Below are 14,930 nucleotides of genomic sequence, written 5' to 3' on the forward strand. Positions count from 1 at the left end.
CACACGCACACAACCCACCAGAAAAAAAGGAACACCAGCGCTCTACGCCTGGTCGGACCGGGACAGATCCTCGACGTTGGCGTGTGAGAAAAGCACCGGAGTGACCGGACGCGGTGGGGTGTCGCGGTCCGGTCGGGAACCGGGTGCCGTACTGCTCGTAGTGCTACCGGGTGGGGTGTGCTCGCCTGTCAGCACCAGCAGCTGGTATGCGCGCTCAGCGGGCAGCCGTCCGGTGACGATGGCGATTCGTAGCGGGACGGCGGGGGTGCCGGCGACGATGTCGATGGGCAGATCGAGCACCCGGGGATCGACCTGGTTCCGGGCGAGGTAGCCGGCGGCCGCGGGTGGCAGGTCTCGCCAGGGCCGGACGGTCTGCTCCGTGAAGCCCTCGCCGGCCCACTGCTCGGCCTCGGCGGTGACCCGTGCGGCGACGTGTCGGGGCACGACGTCGCGCCCGCCGAGGTCGTCGCTGAGCAGCGCACGGGCCAACGGGCTGAGGTCGGCGACCGGCGACCAGCGGGTCCGCGTCGCGCGACGGGCGGGGTCCGCGGGTGTGCTGGTGACTCGCTCGGGCCGGGCGGCTGGATCGGGGTGGGCCGGCATGGCCCCCATCCAAGCATGATCGACTGAAGTTTCGTGGCAAGGGGTCCCAGGTCGCAGGGGTTGTGTCGACGCGTCGGGTGCGGTTTGGCCGGTACTGGTCCCGGGTAGCCGCGACCGATGAACGTGCAACAGCCGGATCTACCGGCGGCCGGCACCGAACCGTCGGCGGGGGAGCGGTGGGAGTACGGCTATCTGTATTTCGTGCAGACGGTCGGTCCGGCCGAGGCCTCGCGGCCGCCGCCGGCCGGCCCCACGGTCACGGTGGTCGCCGACGGGGCCGGTCATCGCTGCGCGGTGCTGGCCGGTCGTCGGTTGGAGGTGCTCAACGGGTTGGGCGCGCAGGGCTGGATCGTCGGTGACGGATGGTGGAATCCGGAGCAGGCACGGTGGTTGGCGGACTTGGTGGGGTCGATGGAGGGGGTGGAGCGGATGGTCGGCTATTGGCAGTCGTTCATGCGTCGGCGCGTGGTGGCGGGCGACGGTGGCGCCGGTGAGTCGTCGGGCGGGCCATGACAGTCGCGTTATAGTGGCGCTCGCCAGGTGGCGGACCGGTTGTGCGGACCGCCGGGCTGCCCGCCGCGGTTGGACTGGACGGTCGGCGGGCAGTCGGACTGGACGGGGGAGAGGGAGTGCCGGTGTCGCGTCCGTCTGCGCAGACCGTGTCGGCGCAGAGCGATGCGGCCAACCGGGTGGCGACTGTCCCTAATTTGATTAGTTTCGTCCGGCTGCTTGGCGTTCCGCTTTTTTTGTACCTTTTTTTGGCACGTCGGGCTGACGCGGTCGCGGTCCTGATCCTGGCGATCGGTGGCACCACCGACTGGGTCGATGGTTTCGTGGCACGTCGCATACGCCAGGTGTCGCGGCTCGGGGAGTTGTTGGACCCGTTCGTCGACCGGCTGTACATCCTGGCGACGCTGGTGGCGTTCACCGTGCGTGAGGTGACTCCGTGGCAGTTCACGGTGGTGCTACTGGGCCGTGAGGTGTTGCTCGGCGGGTGTCTGCTGGTGCTGCGGCGGTTTGGCTACGGGCCACCGCAGGTGCACTATGTAGGCAAGACGGCCACTTTCATCTTGTTGGCCGCATTTCCGGTGTTGCTGTTGTCCGCCGTGCTCGGTTCCGATGCGCCGGCTACGGTGGCGGCGGCGGTCGGCTGGGGCTTGGCCTGGTGGGGCGTTGTCCTGTACTGGATCGCCGGGTTGCTGTACGTGTGGCAGACCGCCGCGTTGGTGCGGTTGTCCGGGGCGAGGACGGAGCGGGTATGAGCGAGGCGGACCGGACCGGGTCCGAGCCACGTCGTGTCGCCTACGCACCCGACCTGCTTACCGCCTTGTTCCGGGAGCCGCTGGATCCGGGATATGCCGACGCGGCGGCTCGGCGGGCCGCACGCGGCCCGCGTCGGGGCTGGCGGCTGGTGGTGCCGCGGGCGGCGACGGCGGTTTCGATGGCGGCGGTCGGCTTCCTGTTGGTGCTGGCCTACCAGAAGACGGTGGCCGACCAGCCGAGCCGGTCGCAGGCGCGCGCCGGGCTGGTGGCCCAGGTGACGCAGCGTCAGGCGGAGACCGACGACTTGCAGCGCCGGGTGGACGAGTTGCGTGACGAGGTGACGCGCCAGCGCGATGCCGCGTTGGACGGGCAGCAGGCGGCCGGGTTGCGTGATCTTGAGGCGGCGGCGGGTCTGGCTCGGGTCCGGGGTGATGGCGTCGTGGTACGGCTGACCGACGCACCGGAGCCGGTCGACCCGGTCACCGGTGAAGGTACGGCCGACGAGCTGGGCCGGGTGCTGGACAGGGACCTGCAGGACGTGGCGAACGCGTTGTGGGCCTCCGGCGCGGAGGCGGTGTCGATCAACGGTCAGCGGCTGACGGCGACGTCGACGATCCGGGCCGCCGGTAGCGCGATCCTGGTGGATTTTCGGCCGGTGGCGGGGCCGTACGAGGTGTCGGCGATCGGGCCGCCGCAGTTGGCTGGGGATTTCGAGGCCAGCCAGGCGGCTGCCCTGTTGCGGCTGGTGTCGGCCGAGCACGGCTTGTCCTTCGAGGTCCGTTCGGCCGATGATCTGTTGTTGCCGGCGGCGGCGGAGCCGCAGCTGCGGTACGCCCGGGCGTTGTCGGCGTCGCCGACTTCGGCTGGTCCGTCTGGGAGCGTTTCGGGAGGCACTCGATGATCGCCGTGCTGGCGCTGCTCGCCGGGATGCTGTTGGGGGTGTACTTCGATCCGGTGGTGCCGGCGGTGTTGCAGCCGTATCTGCCGATCGCGGTGGTCGCCGCGTTGGACGCGGTTTTCGGCGGGGTGCGGGCGAAGTTGGACGGGATCTTCGACGACAAGCAGTTTGTGATTTCCTTCATTTCGAATGTGCTGGTCGCGGGGCTGATCGTGTACCTGGGTGATCAGTTGGGGGTCGGCGGGCAGCTTTCCACGGGTGTGGTGGTGGTGCTCGGGGTGCGGATCTTCGGCAACGTCGCGGCGATCCGCCGGCATCTGTTCCGGGCGTAGGGCGGCAGATCATGGTGCTGCGCAGACAGACGGGTACCGGGTGGCCGGATGCGGTCGCCGGTTCGGGCGGGTCTGCCCGTTCGGCGGGCGACCCGGCGGGCGTCGCTGCCACTGCCGCTGATGGTGATGGTGGGCCGACGGCGCAGTCGCCGAGGCGACCGGGCCGTCGGGGGTCGCTGATTTCACCGGCCGGGCTGATCATCCTGGGGTTGCTGGTGGTGTTGGGGTTCACGCTGGTGGTGCAGGTCCGTAACAATGCGGCTGATCCGACGTTGACCGCGGCTCGTCAGGAGGATCTGGTGCGGATCCTGTCGGACCTGGAGGCGCGGGAGGAGCGGTTACGGCAGGACATCGCCGTGTTGGAGGAGAGTCAGCGGCAGTTGACCTCTGGGGCGCAGGGCCGGGAGGCGGCGTTGGCGGAGGCGTCGCGGCGGGCGGACGAGCTCGGGGTGCTGGGGGGCAGTCTGCCGGTGCAGGGACCCGGGCTGCGGGTGCGGTTCGTTTCGGGCAGGGAGCCGGTCCGGGCGGCGGCGTTGCTCGACGCCGTGCAGGAGTTGCGTGGTGCGGGCGCGGAGGCGATGCAGATCAGTGGTGGGGACGGGCGGGCGGTGCGGATCGTGGCGAGCAGCTATTTCCTGGACGTCGACGGGGTCGTCGAGGTCGATGGGCAGCGGTTGGCGGGTCCGTACGAGGTTCTGGCGATCGGGGATCCGTCGACGATGCGGACGGCGTTGAACATTCCGGGTGGGGTGGTGGCGTCGGTGTCGGGTGACGGCGGTACGGTGATCGTCGAGGAACGTGATGTGGTCGACGTGTCGGCGCTGAGCGATCCTCTGGTGTTGCGTCATGCGCGTCCGGTCTCCTGATCGGATGTCGGCGCCCGGGCCGGTCGTGGGTCCGGGTGGTTGTTGTCAGTGGTGTGGTGTCAAGGACCGAAGGACCGGCCGTGATTCCAGAGGATCTGCGGTATACCGCGGAGCATGAGTGGGTGGCGTGGGACGAGGCTGACGGCCCTGTCCGGGTGGGTATCACCCATTTCGCCCAGGACGCGTTGGGTGACATCGTGTTCGTGGATCTGCCGCAGGTCGGCGCCGAGGTGTCGGCGGGTGATCCGTGCGGTGAGATCGAGTCGACGAAGAGCGTGTCGGAGATCTACGCGCCGGTGAGCGGCACGGTGGTGGCCCGTAACGAGGTGTTGTCCGAGGCGCCGGAGACGGTCAATTCCGATCCGTACGGTGCTGGCTGGCTGTTGCAGGTCACGCCGGGAGATCCGCAGGCGGTGGCGGGGTTGCTCGACGCGGCGGCGTACCGGGAGCTCACCGAAAGCTGAGGCGGCGCCGGCCGCGAGGTATCGTGTGCCCGCGAGTCTCGTTGACCCTTGTTTTCGGCGCTGGCTAGGCTCGCCCAGTCGACCGAGAAGCCAACAACAGTTGAGCGTTGCGGAATATGCCGTCCTGGCACGGGGAGCCTGTGTCTGCCGACCGTTTGCGGTTGGTGGGCCGACCCGATACACCCGACGCCGACCGAACAGATCCGTGAGGTGGTCCATGACGCGCCCAGACGACGAGTTCCCCCCGCTCGACGTCACGTCGACGTTGAATCTCGGTTCGCTCGACGAAGTGCTGGAGGGGCCGGACGCCGATGTGGTGCCGAGCCGGATGTCTGGTTCGTTGCCGCCGGGGATGGCGTTGCTGGTCGTACGGCGGGGTCCTAATGCGGGGGCCCGGTTCTTGCTCGACCATGACGTGACGACGAGCGGCCGGCATCCGGACAGCGACATCTTTCTGGATGATGTGACGGTGTCGCGGCGGCATGCGGAGTTCCACCGTGACGGCGGTACCTTCACGGTGCGCGATGTGGGTAGCCTGAACGGCACCTATGTCAATCGTGAGCGGGTGGAGGCGGCGACCCTGAGCAACGGCGATGAGGTGCAGATCGGCAAGTTCCGGCTGGTCTTCATCGCTGGTCCGCGACCGGACGAGGAGGCCGGCCGCGGTTGACGTGCGGGGTGCGCGGGCGGAGGTGGCTTCGTGCGCGGTGAGTGGCTGACGCCGGCGGGTGAGCCGGGGGTGTCGTGGTGAGTGAGCAGGCGGCGGCCGCAGACGAGGTGGCCGCTTCCCCGTTGATGAGCATCGGCGAGGTGTTGGCCCAGCTGCGCCCGGAGTTTCCGGACACGACCATTTCGAAGTTGCGGTTCCTTGAGGCCGAAGGGCTGGTGGAGCCGCAGCGTACGCCGTCTGGTTACCGTAAGTACAGTTGGGACGATGTCGCCCGGCTGCGGTTCGTGTTGACCGCGCAGCGGGACCAGTATCTGCCGTTGCGGGTGATCCGTGAGCAGTTGGCGGATCGGGACGCGCAGGCGGCTGCGGGGCATGGCCGTGGGCGGCCGACGCTGGTGGCGGTGGGGCCGTCGGGTCAGGTGCCGGGGCGGGCTGGGGCCGAGGTGCCGCAGACCAGGTTGAGCCGGGCGGACCTGGTGTCGCGCAGCGGCTTGGACGCGGGCACGTTGACCGAGGTGGAGCGACTGGGTCTGGTAGTGCCGATCGCTCCGGGCTGGTACGACATGGACGGGCTGGTGGTGGCGTCGGCGGTGGCCGGGTTGCTGCGGCACGGGCTGGAGGTGCGTCACCTGCGGGCGGTGCGGGCGGCGGCGGATCGGGAGGTCGGTCTGTTCGCCCAGTTGGTGGCGCCGTTGGCGCGGCAGAACGATCCGGCGGCGCGGGATCGGGCGACGGAGACGGCGCGGGAGCTGATCGGGTTGTCGCAGCGGTTGCACGCGGCGCTGGTGCGGGCGGGGTTGCGTGGCACGCTCGGTCGGTGAGGTGCGCGGGACCGGACGGTTGCGCGGTGGCCCGTGTACCGTGCAGGGAGGGCCGGGAGCGGGATTGACGACGACGACACGGAGGCGGCGGTGCGTGAGCTGAGCGTGGTCGGGGTTCGGGTGGAGTTGCCCACCAACCAGCCGATCGTGCTGCTGCGGGAGGTCGACGGGGACCGGTACCTGCCGATCTGGATCGGTGCGGTGGAGGCGACGGCGATCGCGTACGAGCAGCAGGGGGTCAAGCCGGCGCGGCCGTTGACGCATGACCTGCTGCGGGACATTCTGGCGGCGTTGCGGGCGCCGTTGCGGGCGGTGGAGATCACCGAGTTGAAGGACAACGTGTTCTACGCGGATCTGCTCATCGGTGACAGTGTCCGGGTGTCGGCGCGGCCGAGTGATTCGATCGCGTTGGCGTTGCGGGTCGGTGCTCCGATTCGTTGTGCCGAGCAGGTGCTGTCGGAGGCGGGCATCGTCATCCCGGACGAGCAGGAGGACGAGGTCGAGAAGTTCCGGGAGTTCCTGGACCAGGTGCGGCCGGAGGATTTCGCCGGCTGAGACCGGTGTCGCGTCGGTGTGGTCGGTGGTGTACGCGTGGTGTGGTGGGCCGCGTGCGGCGTGTCGCGGTGCGGGTGTGCTGGTGCGACTCCCGACCGGGGTTAGGGTAGCCGTGTCGATGGGCTCATGTTCCGTCCCGGGGTGTGGGCCGCACTGACGGGGAGGTTGCCGTATGCCCGCACAGCGAGAGCCCGATCCGGGATCGTCCGACCATGTGTCCGGTGGCCAGGCGCTGGTCCCCGGTGGTGATGACGACCTGGTCGGCTACCGCGGGGTGAGTGCCTGTCACGCGGTGGGGATCAGTTACCGGCAGTTGGACTACTGGGCGCGTACGGCGCTGGTGGTGCCGAGTGTGCGTGACGCGGCGGGTTCGGGTTCGCAGCGGCTCTATTCGTTCCGGGACCTGGTGGTGTTGAAGGTGGTCAAGCGGCTGCTCGACGCCGGGGTGTCGTTGCAGAACATCCGTAAGGCGATCGAGACGCTGCGCTCGCGCGGGGTGGCGGATCTCGCGGGGATCACGTTGATCTCGGACGGGACGTCGGTGTACGAGTGCCGTTCGCCGGAGGAGGTCGTGGACCTGCTGCAGGGTGGCCAGGGGGTGTTCGGCATCGCGATCGGCGGCGCGTTCAAGGAGATCCAGGGTTCGTTGTCGCAGTTGCCGGCGGAGCCGGCGGTCACCGAGCCGGTGGCACCGGCGACGGTGGTCGACGGTGACGAGTTGGCGGCGCGGCGGGCGCGCCGACGCGCCGGCTGACACGCCCCCGGCAGGGGGCGCCGCGTCGCTGCGCCGCGGGCGTCAGCCGGTGGAACGCAACGCGATGAGCCGTAGTTCGAGGTCGTCGGCGACGACCTCGGCGAGGTGCTGCAGGGCGCGTAGCTGTTTCGTTCCCGGGCGGCGTGGCCGACGGTCGATGGCGTTGACGGTGCCGAGCCGGAATCCGTCCCAGGTGCGGATCGGTGCGGCGGCGAAGAACCGCAGCCTCAGGTCACCGCGGACCAGCGGGTGCGTGGTGGTGCGGGGATCGGTGGCGGCGTCGGTGACCACGTACACGTCGTCGGCCCGGATCACCGAGGCGCACAGGCCGGGATCCTTGCTGAGTTCGGTGACGCCGGGCAGGCCGTGGCAGGCGGCCAGCCACACCCGGTCGGCCTCGACGAGGCTGATCGTGGCGATCGGGGTGTCGAACAGCACCGCGGCGAGGTAGGCGATCCGCTGGTGTTCCTCGGCGTGCGGGCGGTCGACGATCCGGTAGCGGCGTACTGCGGCGACACGTGCGGGGTCGTCGCCGGTGTCGTCACGGACGCGGGAGGCACGGGCGTCGTCGAGGTAGGGGTAGTCGCCGGGCAGCAAGCGGTGGACTCCGGTGTCGGTGCGGGTTCGGGTCGGGCGCAAGCATACCGGTGCCGGTGATCTACATCACCGGCACGGGTGGCGGTCGTGGCCGGTAGCGTGGGACGTGCCGTGTACCCGTGTGGGAGAGATCGTCGGCTGATGGTGGCCGACGGCGCCGAAGGGGCAAACCCTCCCCGGAACCTCTCAGGCAGAAGGACCACCCGGGTAGGCGACTCTGGAGGCGTCGTCGCCGACAGAGGGGGAGGTTGCCTATTGACCTCTTCCCGTGGAGCCTCTGGTGACTGTTCCGTCTTCGTTCGCCGACCGTCACATCGGTACCGATCCGGTCGCCGCCCGCCGGATGCTGGACACGGTCGGCTACGCCAGCGTGGCCGACCTGATGGACGCGGCGATCCCGGAGGTGATCCGCTGGCGGGGTCGGCTGGATCTGCCGGAGCCGGTCGACGAGGCGCGGGTCGCCGCCGAGTTGCGGCGGCTGGCCGCGGACAACACGGTGCTGGTGTCGATGATCGGGTTGGGCTACCACGGCACCCACACGCCGGCGGTGATCCGGCGCAACGTGCTGGAGAACCCGTCCTGGTACACCGCCTACACCCCGTACCAGCCGGAGATCAGCCAGGGCCGGCTGGAGGCGCTGCTGACGTTCCAGACCATGGTGTGCGACCTGACCGGGCTGGCGACGGCGAACGCGTCGATGCTGGACGAGGCGAGCGCCGCGGCGGAGGCGATGACGTTGGCCCGGCGGGCGTCGACGGCCAGCGGCGACGTGTACGCGGTGGACGCGCAGACGTTGCCGCAGACCCTCGCGGTGCTGCGGACCCGCGCCGAGCCGCTGGGCATCGAGGTGCGGGTGTTCGACGTGGCCGACGGCCCGCCGGCGGGTTGTTTCGGCGTGCACCTGCAGGCGCCGGCGGTGTCGGGGCTGCTGCGTGACGACACGCCGGTGGTGGCGGCGGCGCACGCCGCCGGCGCGTTGGTGACGGTGGCGGCGGATCTGCTGGCGTTGACGGTGCTGCGTCCACCGGGCGCGATCGGCGCCGACATCGCGGTGGGCACCACGCAGCGGTTCGGGGTGCCGATGGGGTTCGGCGGGCCGCACGCCGGCTACCTGGCGGTGCGCGACGGGCTGGCGCGGATGTTGCCGGGCCGGCTGGTCGGGGTGTCGCGGGACGCCGCCGGGCGACCGGCCTACCGGTTGGCGTTGCAGACCCGGGAGCAGCACATCCGACGGGAGAAGGCGACCAGCAACATCTGCACCGCGCAGGTGCTGCTGGCGGTGCTGGCGGCGATGTACGCGGTGTACCACGGCCCGGACGGGTTGCGGGCGATCGCCCGGCGTACGCACGCCCACGCGGCGCGGCTGCACGCCGGGCTGCGTGCCGGCGGGGTGCGGGTGGCCGACGGGCCGCTGTTCGACACGGTGACCGCGGCGGTGCCGGCGGCGGCCGGGCAGGTGGTGGCCGCGGCGGCGGCGCGCGGGGTGAACCTGCGGCTGGTGGACGCGGACACGGTCGCGGTGACGTGTGACGAGACGACCACCGAGGAGCATCTGGCGGCGGTGTGGGCGGCGTTCGGGGTGGCGCCGTACGCCGGTGCGGCGCCCGAGCTGATTCCGTCGCGGTGGCTGCGCGACGACGAGTTTCTCACCCACGAGGTGTTCCACGCCCACCGCAGCGAAACGGCGATGATGCGTTACCTTCGCCGGCTCGCCGACGCCGACTACGCGCTGGACCGGGGCATGATCCCGCTGGGGTCGTGCACGATGAAGCTGAACGCGGCGGTGCAGATGGAGCCGGTCAGCTGGCCGGGGTTCGCCGACGTGCATCCGCTGGCGCCGGCCGGGCAGACCGCCGGCTACCGGCGGCTGATCGGCGAGTTGGAGCGTTGGCTGGCGGAGGTGACCGGCTACGACGCGGTCAGTGTGCAGCCCAACGCCGGGTCGCAGGGGGAGCTGGCCGGGCTGCTGGCGATCCGCGGCTACCACCGTGAGCGTGGTGAACACGGCCGGACGGTGTGTCTGATCCCGTCGTCGGCGCACGGCACCAACGCGGCGAGCGCGGTGATGGCCGGCATGCGGGTGGTGGTGGTCGGCTGCGACGCCGACGGCAACGTGGACCTGGCGCACGCGCAGCGGCTCATCGACGCCCACCGGGACACGTTGGCGGCGGTGATGGTGACGTACCCGTCGACGCACGGCGTGTACGAGGAGGGCGTCGCGCGGTTGTGTGCCCGGGTGCACGACGCCGGTGGGCAGGTGTACGTCGACGGGGCGAACCTGAACGCGCTGCTGGGCTTCGCCCGGCCGGGCCGCTTCGGCGCGGACGTGTCGCATCTGAATCTGCACAAGACGTTCTGCATCCCGCACGGCGGCGGGGGGCCGGGGGTGGGGCCGGTGGCGGTACGCGCGCATCTGGCGCCGTTCCTGCCGGCGGATCCGGCTGCCGGTGCGGACGCCACCGGCCCGGTGCTGGCGGCGGCGCGCTACGGGTCGGCGGGCATCCTGCCGATCCCGTGGGCGTACCTGCGGCTGATGGGCGCGGACGGGTTGGCACGGGCGACCGGCGCGGCGGTGCTGGCGGCGAACTACGTGGCGGCGCGGCTGCGGCCGTACTTCCCGGTGCTGTACAGCGGCAACAAGGGTCTGGTGGCGCACGAGTGTGTGCTGGACCTGCGGCCGATCACCAGGGCGACCGGGGTGAGCGTGGAGGACGTGGCGAAGCGGCTGATCGACTACGGATTCCACGCGCCGACGATGTCGTTTCCGGTGGCGGGCACGTTGATGGTGGAGCCGACCGAGAGTGAGGATCTGGCTGAGCTGGACCGGTTCTGCGCCGCGATGATCGCGATCCGCGGCGAGATCGACCAGGTGGCGCAGGGGCGGTGGGCGGTGGCGGACAGTCCGCTGCGGCAGGCGCCGCACACCGCGGTGATGGTCGGCGGCGACGATTGGCGGCTGCCGTACCCGCGGTCGTTGGCGGGTTGGCCGGCGGGGCAGCGGGGTGGCAAGTACTGGCCGCCGGTGCGGCGGGTCGACAGCGCGTACGGTGACCGGAACCTGGTGTGCGCCTGCCCGCCGCCGGAGGCGTTCGCCGGTTGACACGTCGTGGGCCCGCGTTGTGGACCCACGTGGGTGGTCGACCGCGGGCCACCGTGGTCACGGTGTCGGGCAGGGCGTCGGCTCGCCGGTGAGCCGACGCCGGTCAGGCCGCGAGGGCGTGCCGGGCGGGGCCGCGGTGCGGGGCGATGCTGCTGCCGTCGGGGAGCAGTTCACCGGTGTCCTCGAAGACGATCACGCCGTTGCAGAGCAGGCTCCAGCCCTGCTCCGGGAAGCAGGCGAGAACCCGCGCGGCTTCCCGGTCGGTGGCGTCGGCGGAGGGACAGGTGGGTTGATGCTGGCACATCGGGTTCTCCGGACTGTGGGGGTGCTGTGTCATGGTTCACATGACCAGTGATGAACGTTACCAAGCCGAACGACACCGTTCCGAGCAAGTAACGGCCTCTCCGCCGAGAAATCCTCCCTTCGGATGAGCCACATCCAACCGGACGGCGTGGAAGCGCTCCCACGATTCTACGGCCCCGCCGCCACCCGTACCGCCCCCTACCACGCCACCGCCCCGGCCGCCCACCGGCGGACGCCAACTACCCTGACGGCCATGACCATGCGCCCGATCCGCATCATCGGCGACGCCGTCCTCCGCACCCGGGCCGAACCGGTCACCGACTTCGGTCCGACCCTGCGCGAGCTGGTCACCGACCTGATGGACACCCTGCTCGGCGCCCCCGGCCGCGCCGGTGTCGCCGCCCCGCAGATCGGAGTGTCCGCCCGCGTGTTCGTCTACGACGCCGACGGCCACCGCGGCCACGTCGTCAACCCGGTCCTGCGCGTCGACGACACCGACACCGACACCGACGACGAGGGCTGCCTGTCCCTCCCCGGCCTGCGCTTTGCGACCCCACGCGCCCACCACGCCACCGTCGACGGTGTCGACCAGCACGGCCGACCGATCACCGTCACCGGCACCGGATTCCTCGCCCGCGCCCTGCAACACGAGACCGACCACCTCGACGGCCGCCTGTACGTCGACACCCTGCGCGGCGACACCCGCCGCCAGGCGCTCCGGGAAATCCGCGCGGCCCGCTGGACCCGGCGCTGACCGCGCCGCACCCGCACGCCTACAGCACCACCATCCGCGGATGCGGATGCCGCAGAAAATCGTGGTGCGAGATGTCCCAGCCGTACCCCCCCGCCCGGGCGAACACCACCACGTCACCGACCCGCAGCCGCCCCACCACCTGATCGCGGCACAGCACGTCCCGCGGCGTGCACAACTCACCCACCACATCCACCGCGGCCCGCACCACCTGCGGACGGGCGAACGGATACGGCCACCGCGACACCGGCACCACCGTGAACGGATGGCTGTAGCCCCACGCCGCCGGCAACCGGAAATGGTGCGTACCGCCACGCACCACCGCGAACCACCGCCCCTGCGTCCGCTTCACATCCACCACCTGCGCGGCGTACCAGCCGGCGTCCGCCACCAGCAACCGCCCCGGCTCGAACACCAGCCGCACCCCCGGCGGCACCACCACACCCGCCAACCCCGCCCGCAACCGTTCCAGATCGAAGCACCGCCCACCGACGTAGTCCACCCCGAACCCGCCACCCACGTTCACGTACGACAACTCCAGCCGCAACCGCCCCGCCGCCCGCACCGCCCACGCCACCGCCGCCGTCACGAACCGCGCATGCGCCGCCGCGTCCAGATTGTTCGACACCGCGTGCAGACCGAACCCCACCAGCCGCACCCCCGGCAACTCCCGCGCCACCGCCACCACCTCACCCAGCTGCGCCTCGTCCACCCCGAACTGCGTCGCCGCACCCGCCATCCGATGACTACCCGACACCCCGCCGCCCGGCCGGTTCACCCGCACCGCCGCCACCGCCCGCGCACCCGCCGCCCGCGCCACCACATCCAACCGCCGCACCTCCAACACGCTCTCCACATTGACCACCGCACCCGCCGCCACCGCCGCCGCCAACTGCCCATCGGTCTTCGCCGGCCCCCCGAACACCACCTGCCGGGCCCCGGCCGCCACCGCCGCCGCCAACTCCCCGGCCGAGGCCACCTCCACCCCGTCGGCCGCCTGCGCCAACCGCGCCACCACCGCCGGATGCCCGTTCGCCTTCATCGCGTACAGCAACACCGACCCGGCCGGCAACGCCGCCCGCACCCGCGCCACCACCTCGTCGAGCACCACCCGGTCGTACACGAACGCGCACACCGGCTCCGCGCCACCGGCCAACTCCCGCACCGCCGCGACCACCCGCGCCGGCACCGACCCACCGGCCCCCGCCGGCACACCGGCCGTCAGCACGACACCCCCGGCGGCGACCCCGCCACGAAACCCGCGTCCGACAACGGATTACGCACCGGCACGTACACGTCCCCGGCACCACCCAGCCGCATCCGCACCAACGCCTTGTGCGCCACCGACGGCGCCGTCAACAACGCATGATCCGCCGCCGCCCACCCGGCACACCCCGCCTCGCCACGCAACCCGTCGTACACCTCGTCCACCACCTCCCGCACCACCCGCCACGCCGCCGCCTCGTCCACCCCGTGCGAATCCACCAACCCCAACACCACCTCACCCAGATGCGCCTGCAACACCGTGTACCCCACCTTCGCCACCATCACCGCCACATCATCGGTACCCACCACCGAACCCGGCGCCAACTCCACCGCCACCCCCGCCGCCGCCAACCGCGGCCGCAGCAACCGCACCCCGGCGAAATCACGCACCACCAACCGCGCAGGCACCCCGCCACGAAACGTCGGCAGACAATTCTGCAGATGCGCCTCCAACGCCACCCCGAACCGCGTCGCCAACCGCAACACCGGCGGCAACACCACCCGCGCGTACGCCGCCACGAACCCCAACGCCGCCGCCGACCGACCCACCACCTGCCGCACCCGGGCGAACTCGTCCACCCGCGACCCCAACTCCCGACCCGCCACCAGACCCACCCCCGGCACCGCCACCTCACCCGGCAACAACCGCCCCGCCAACCCGTCCCGCACGATCACCGACACATCCCGACCCGACCCCACCGCCGCCGCCGCCCCCGCCACCTCCGGCAACAACACCAACCGGGCCGCCGCCACCTCGTCACCGGCCACCAGACCCGCCAACACCCGCGACAACACCGGACCGTTGCGGGTACTCGCCACCGAAATCGTCCGCCGCGTCGACGTCACCTGAATGTCCAACGACATCTTCAGGTACCGCCGCCGCCCGTCCGCACCCGCCGGCAGCAGCACCGTGCGCACCGCCGACGTCGGCACCACCGACAACGACCCCGGCAACAACCGCAGCAACCCCGACCGGACCAGATCCGCGTACCGCCGCCGCAGCACCCCCCACTGCCACACATGCACCGGCTGCACCAGCCAACCCGGCGGCGCCACCGGCACCTGCGGATACCACCGCGCCAACACCTGGCCCACGTCGTCACCGACATGCACGTCCCGGTGCACCGCCACGAACCCCACCGCCGTACGCGGCGACTCCACGTCATGCGCCAACACGTCCGCCACCGACCAGCCCAACCGGGTCCGGCCACACGGATGCAGATTGTGACCAGCCACCGAGGCCCGCTCCGCCCGCGCCACCCACCCGTCCGGCCCGTCCACCACCGGCCCCTCCACCGGCCGGGCCGCCGCCAACGCCATGTTCACCACCGCGTTCGCGACCTCCGCCGCCAACGCCCAACCCCGCCGGTCCAACACCGACACCGGCAACGCCGCCACCGGATCGACCACCGGCCGGGACACCACGAACCGGTCGAACCCGTGCCACCGGCCCACCCCCCGCCACCGCCACCGGGCCTGACCCACATCCTCGCGACACAACGCGTCCACCAACCTGCCCCCCACCGTGCGCGCCGCCCACGGCACCGCCGCCCGGAACCCCGCCACCAACTCCGGCGCCACCACCGCCAACTCCCGCGACGCCGCCTGCACCGCATCCGACACCCGCACCGACCCCAGCGCGCAACCACACGACCGGCCCCCCGACGCCGACGCCGCGACACCCACC

17 protein-coding genes and 1 riboswitch are annotated in these 14,930 nt (G+C 71.4%); of the genes, 12 read left to right on the forward strand and 5 right to left on the reverse strand.

Annotated elements, in window-relative coordinates:
* Positions 1–42 precede the first annotated feature (42 nt).
* Positions 43–612, reverse strand: a complete 570-nt coding sequence (locus tag ACN27F_RS01015; protein WP_421430656.1) for a hypothetical protein — start codon at positions 610–612, stop codon at positions 43–45.
* Positions 613–720: 108 nt separating this feature from the next.
* On the opposite strand from ACN27F_RS01015, the gene ACN27F_RS01020 reads away from it, so the two are divergent.
* The 10 genes from ACN27F_RS01020 (at position 721) to ACN27F_RS01065 (ending at position 7,226) form a co-directional block, all read left to right on the forward strand.
* Positions 721–1,116 (forward strand): hypothetical protein, encoded by a 396-nt coding sequence (locus ACN27F_RS01020; RefSeq protein WP_421430657.1) that lies wholly within the window; start codon positions 721–723, stop codon positions 1,114–1,116.
* A 122-nt stretch (positions 1,117–1,238) separates the two neighbouring features.
* The gene (locus tag ACN27F_RS01025; protein ID WP_421430658.1) at positions 1,239–1,865 is read left to right on the forward strand and encodes a CDP-alcohol phosphatidyltransferase family protein; all 627 of its coding nucleotides are present in this window, start codon (positions 1,239–1,241) and stop codon (positions 1,863–1,865) included.
* Positions 1,862–2,767, forward strand: a complete 906-nt coding sequence (locus ACN27F_RS01030) for a DUF881 domain-containing protein (RefSeq protein ID WP_421430659.1) — start codon at positions 1,862–1,864, stop codon at positions 2,765–2,767. The genes ACN27F_RS01025 and ACN27F_RS01030 overlap by 4 nt, the downstream gene beginning before the upstream one ends.
* Positions 2,764–3,096 carry a small basic family protein gene (locus tag ACN27F_RS01035; RefSeq protein WP_421430660.1) on the forward strand — a complete coding sequence of 111 codons (333 nt, stop codon included), beginning with the start codon at positions 2,764–2,766 and terminating at the stop codon, positions 3,094–3,096. Before ACN27F_RS01030 ends, ACN27F_RS01035 begins: the two co-directional genes overlap by 4 nt.
* A gap of 11 nt (positions 3,097–3,107) precedes the next feature.
* The gene (locus tag ACN27F_RS01040) at positions 3,108–3,962 is read left to right on the forward strand and encodes a DUF881 domain-containing protein (protein WP_421430661.1); all 855 of its coding nucleotides are present in this window, start codon (positions 3,108–3,110) and stop codon (positions 3,960–3,962) included.
* An 80-nt stretch (positions 3,963–4,042) separates the two neighbouring features.
* The gene (gene gcvH, locus ACN27F_RS01045; protein ID WP_421430662.1) at positions 4,043–4,426 is read left to right on the forward strand and encodes a glycine cleavage system protein GcvH; all 384 of its coding nucleotides are present in this window, start codon (positions 4,043–4,045) and stop codon (positions 4,424–4,426) included.
* Between the two features lie 217 nt (positions 4,427–4,643).
* Entirely contained in the window at positions 4,644–5,096 is a 453-nt protein-coding gene (gene odhI / locus ACN27F_RS01050) for an oxoglutarate dehydrogenase inhibitor Odhl (RefSeq protein ID WP_123601610.1), read from the forward strand.
* Positions 5,097–5,221: 125 nt separating this feature from the next.
* Positions 5,222–5,917, forward strand: coding sequence for a MerR family transcriptional regulator (locus ACN27F_RS01055; protein WP_421439882.1), 696 nt, complete (start codon positions 5,222–5,224; stop codon positions 5,915–5,917).
* A gap of 90 nt (positions 5,918–6,007) precedes the next feature.
* Positions 6,008–6,472: a bifunctional nuclease family protein gene (locus ACN27F_RS01060; protein WP_278120177.1), complete on the forward strand. Its 465-nt coding sequence runs from the start codon at positions 6,008–6,010 to the stop codon at positions 6,470–6,472.
* 172 nt (positions 6,473–6,644) lie between these two features.
* Positions 6,645–7,226, forward strand: a complete 582-nt coding sequence (locus ACN27F_RS01065; protein WP_421430663.1) for a MerR family transcriptional regulator — start codon at positions 6,645–6,647, stop codon at positions 7,224–7,226.
* Positions 7,227–7,268: 42 nt separating this feature from the next.
* On the opposite strand, the gene ACN27F_RS01070 is transcribed toward ACN27F_RS01065, so the two are convergent.
* Positions 7,269–7,823 (reverse strand): GAF domain-containing protein, encoded by a 555-nt coding sequence (locus ACN27F_RS01070; RefSeq protein WP_421430664.1) that lies wholly within the window; start codon positions 7,821–7,823, stop codon positions 7,269–7,271.
* 112 nt (positions 7,824–7,935) lie between these two features.
* Positions 7,936–8,035, forward strand: a riboswitch (glycine riboswitch).
* 68 nt (positions 8,036–8,103) lie between these two features.
* Between ACN27F_RS01070 and gcvP the strand changes: the two genes are divergently transcribed.
* Positions 8,104–10,923: an aminomethyl-transferring glycine dehydrogenase gene (gene gcvP / locus ACN27F_RS01075; protein WP_421430665.1), complete on the forward strand. Its 2,820-nt coding sequence runs from the start codon at positions 8,104–8,106 to the stop codon at positions 10,921–10,923.
* A gap of 103 nt (positions 10,924–11,026) precedes the next feature.
* On the opposite strand, the gene ACN27F_RS01080 is transcribed toward gcvP, so the two are convergent.
* Positions 11,027–11,227 carry a DUF5999 family protein gene (locus ACN27F_RS01080; protein WP_421439884.1) on the reverse strand — a complete coding sequence of 67 codons (201 nt, stop codon included), beginning with the start codon at positions 11,225–11,227 and terminating at the stop codon, positions 11,027–11,029.
* A 252-nt stretch (positions 11,228–11,479) separates the two neighbouring features.
* Between ACN27F_RS01080 and ACN27F_RS01085 the strand changes: the two genes are divergently transcribed.
* On the forward strand, positions 11,480–11,980 hold the full coding sequence (locus ACN27F_RS01085) for a peptide deformylase (protein ID WP_421439886.1): 501 nt from the start codon (positions 11,480–11,482) through the stop codon (positions 11,978–11,980).
* A gap of 19 nt (positions 11,981–11,999) precedes the next feature.
* Here the strand turns inward: ACN27F_RS01085 and ACN27F_RS01090 are convergent, their stop codons facing one another.
* Positions 12,000–13,205 (reverse strand): alanine racemase, encoded by a 1,206-nt coding sequence (locus tag ACN27F_RS01090; protein ID WP_421430666.1) that lies wholly within the window; start codon positions 13,203–13,205, stop codon positions 12,000–12,002.
* Positions 13,199–14,872 (reverse strand): IucA/IucC family protein, encoded by a 1,674-nt coding sequence (locus tag ACN27F_RS01095; protein WP_421430667.1) that lies wholly within the window; start codon positions 14,870–14,872, stop codon positions 13,199–13,201. Before ACN27F_RS01095 ends, ACN27F_RS01090 begins: the two co-directional genes overlap by 7 nt.
* Positions 14,873–14,930 lie beyond the last annotated feature (58 nt).

This window comes from Solwaraspora sp. WMMB335 (assembly GCF_049179075.1).
In the GTDB taxonomy this organism is placed as follows: Bacteria; Actinomycetota; Actinomycetes; order Mycobacteriales; family Micromonosporaceae; genus Micromonospora_E.

Coding starts and splice junctions, on each gene's coding strand:
- ACN27F_RS01015 (WP_421430656.1), bottom strand. CDS start 612: ATGGGGGCCATGCCGGCCCACCCCGATCCAGCCGCCCGGCCCGAGCGA.
- ACN27F_RS01020 (WP_421430657.1), top strand. CDS start 721: ATGAACGTGCAACAGCCGGATCTACCGGCGGCCGGCACCGAACCGTCG.
- ACN27F_RS01030 (WP_421430659.1), top strand. CDS start 1,862: ATGAGCGAGGCGGACCGGACCGGGTCCGAGCCACGTCGTGTCGCCTAC.
- ACN27F_RS01035 (WP_421430660.1), top strand. CDS start 2,764: ATGATCGCCGTGCTGGCGCTGCTCGCCGGGATGCTGTTGGGGGTGTAC.
- ACN27F_RS01040 (WP_421430661.1), top strand. CDS start 3,108: ATGGTGCTGCGCAGACAGACGGGTACCGGGTGGCCGGATGCGGTCGCC.
- odhI (WP_123601610.1), top strand. CDS start 4,644: ATGACGCGCCCAGACGACGAGTTCCCCCCGCTCGACGTCACGTCGACG.
- ACN27F_RS01055 (WP_421439882.1), top strand. CDS start 5,222: ATGAGCATCGGCGAGGTGTTGGCCCAGCTGCGCCCGGAGTTTCCGGAC.
- ACN27F_RS01065 (WP_421430663.1), top strand. CDS start 6,645: ATGCCCGCACAGCGAGAGCCCGATCCGGGATCGTCCGACCATGTGTCC.
- ACN27F_RS01080 (WP_421439884.1), bottom strand. CDS start 11,227: ATGTGCCAGCATCAACCCACCTGTCCCTCCGCCGACGCCACCGACCGG.
- ACN27F_RS01085 (WP_421439886.1), top strand. CDS start 11,480: ATGACCATGCGCCCGATCCGCATCATCGGCGACGCCGTCCTCCGCACC.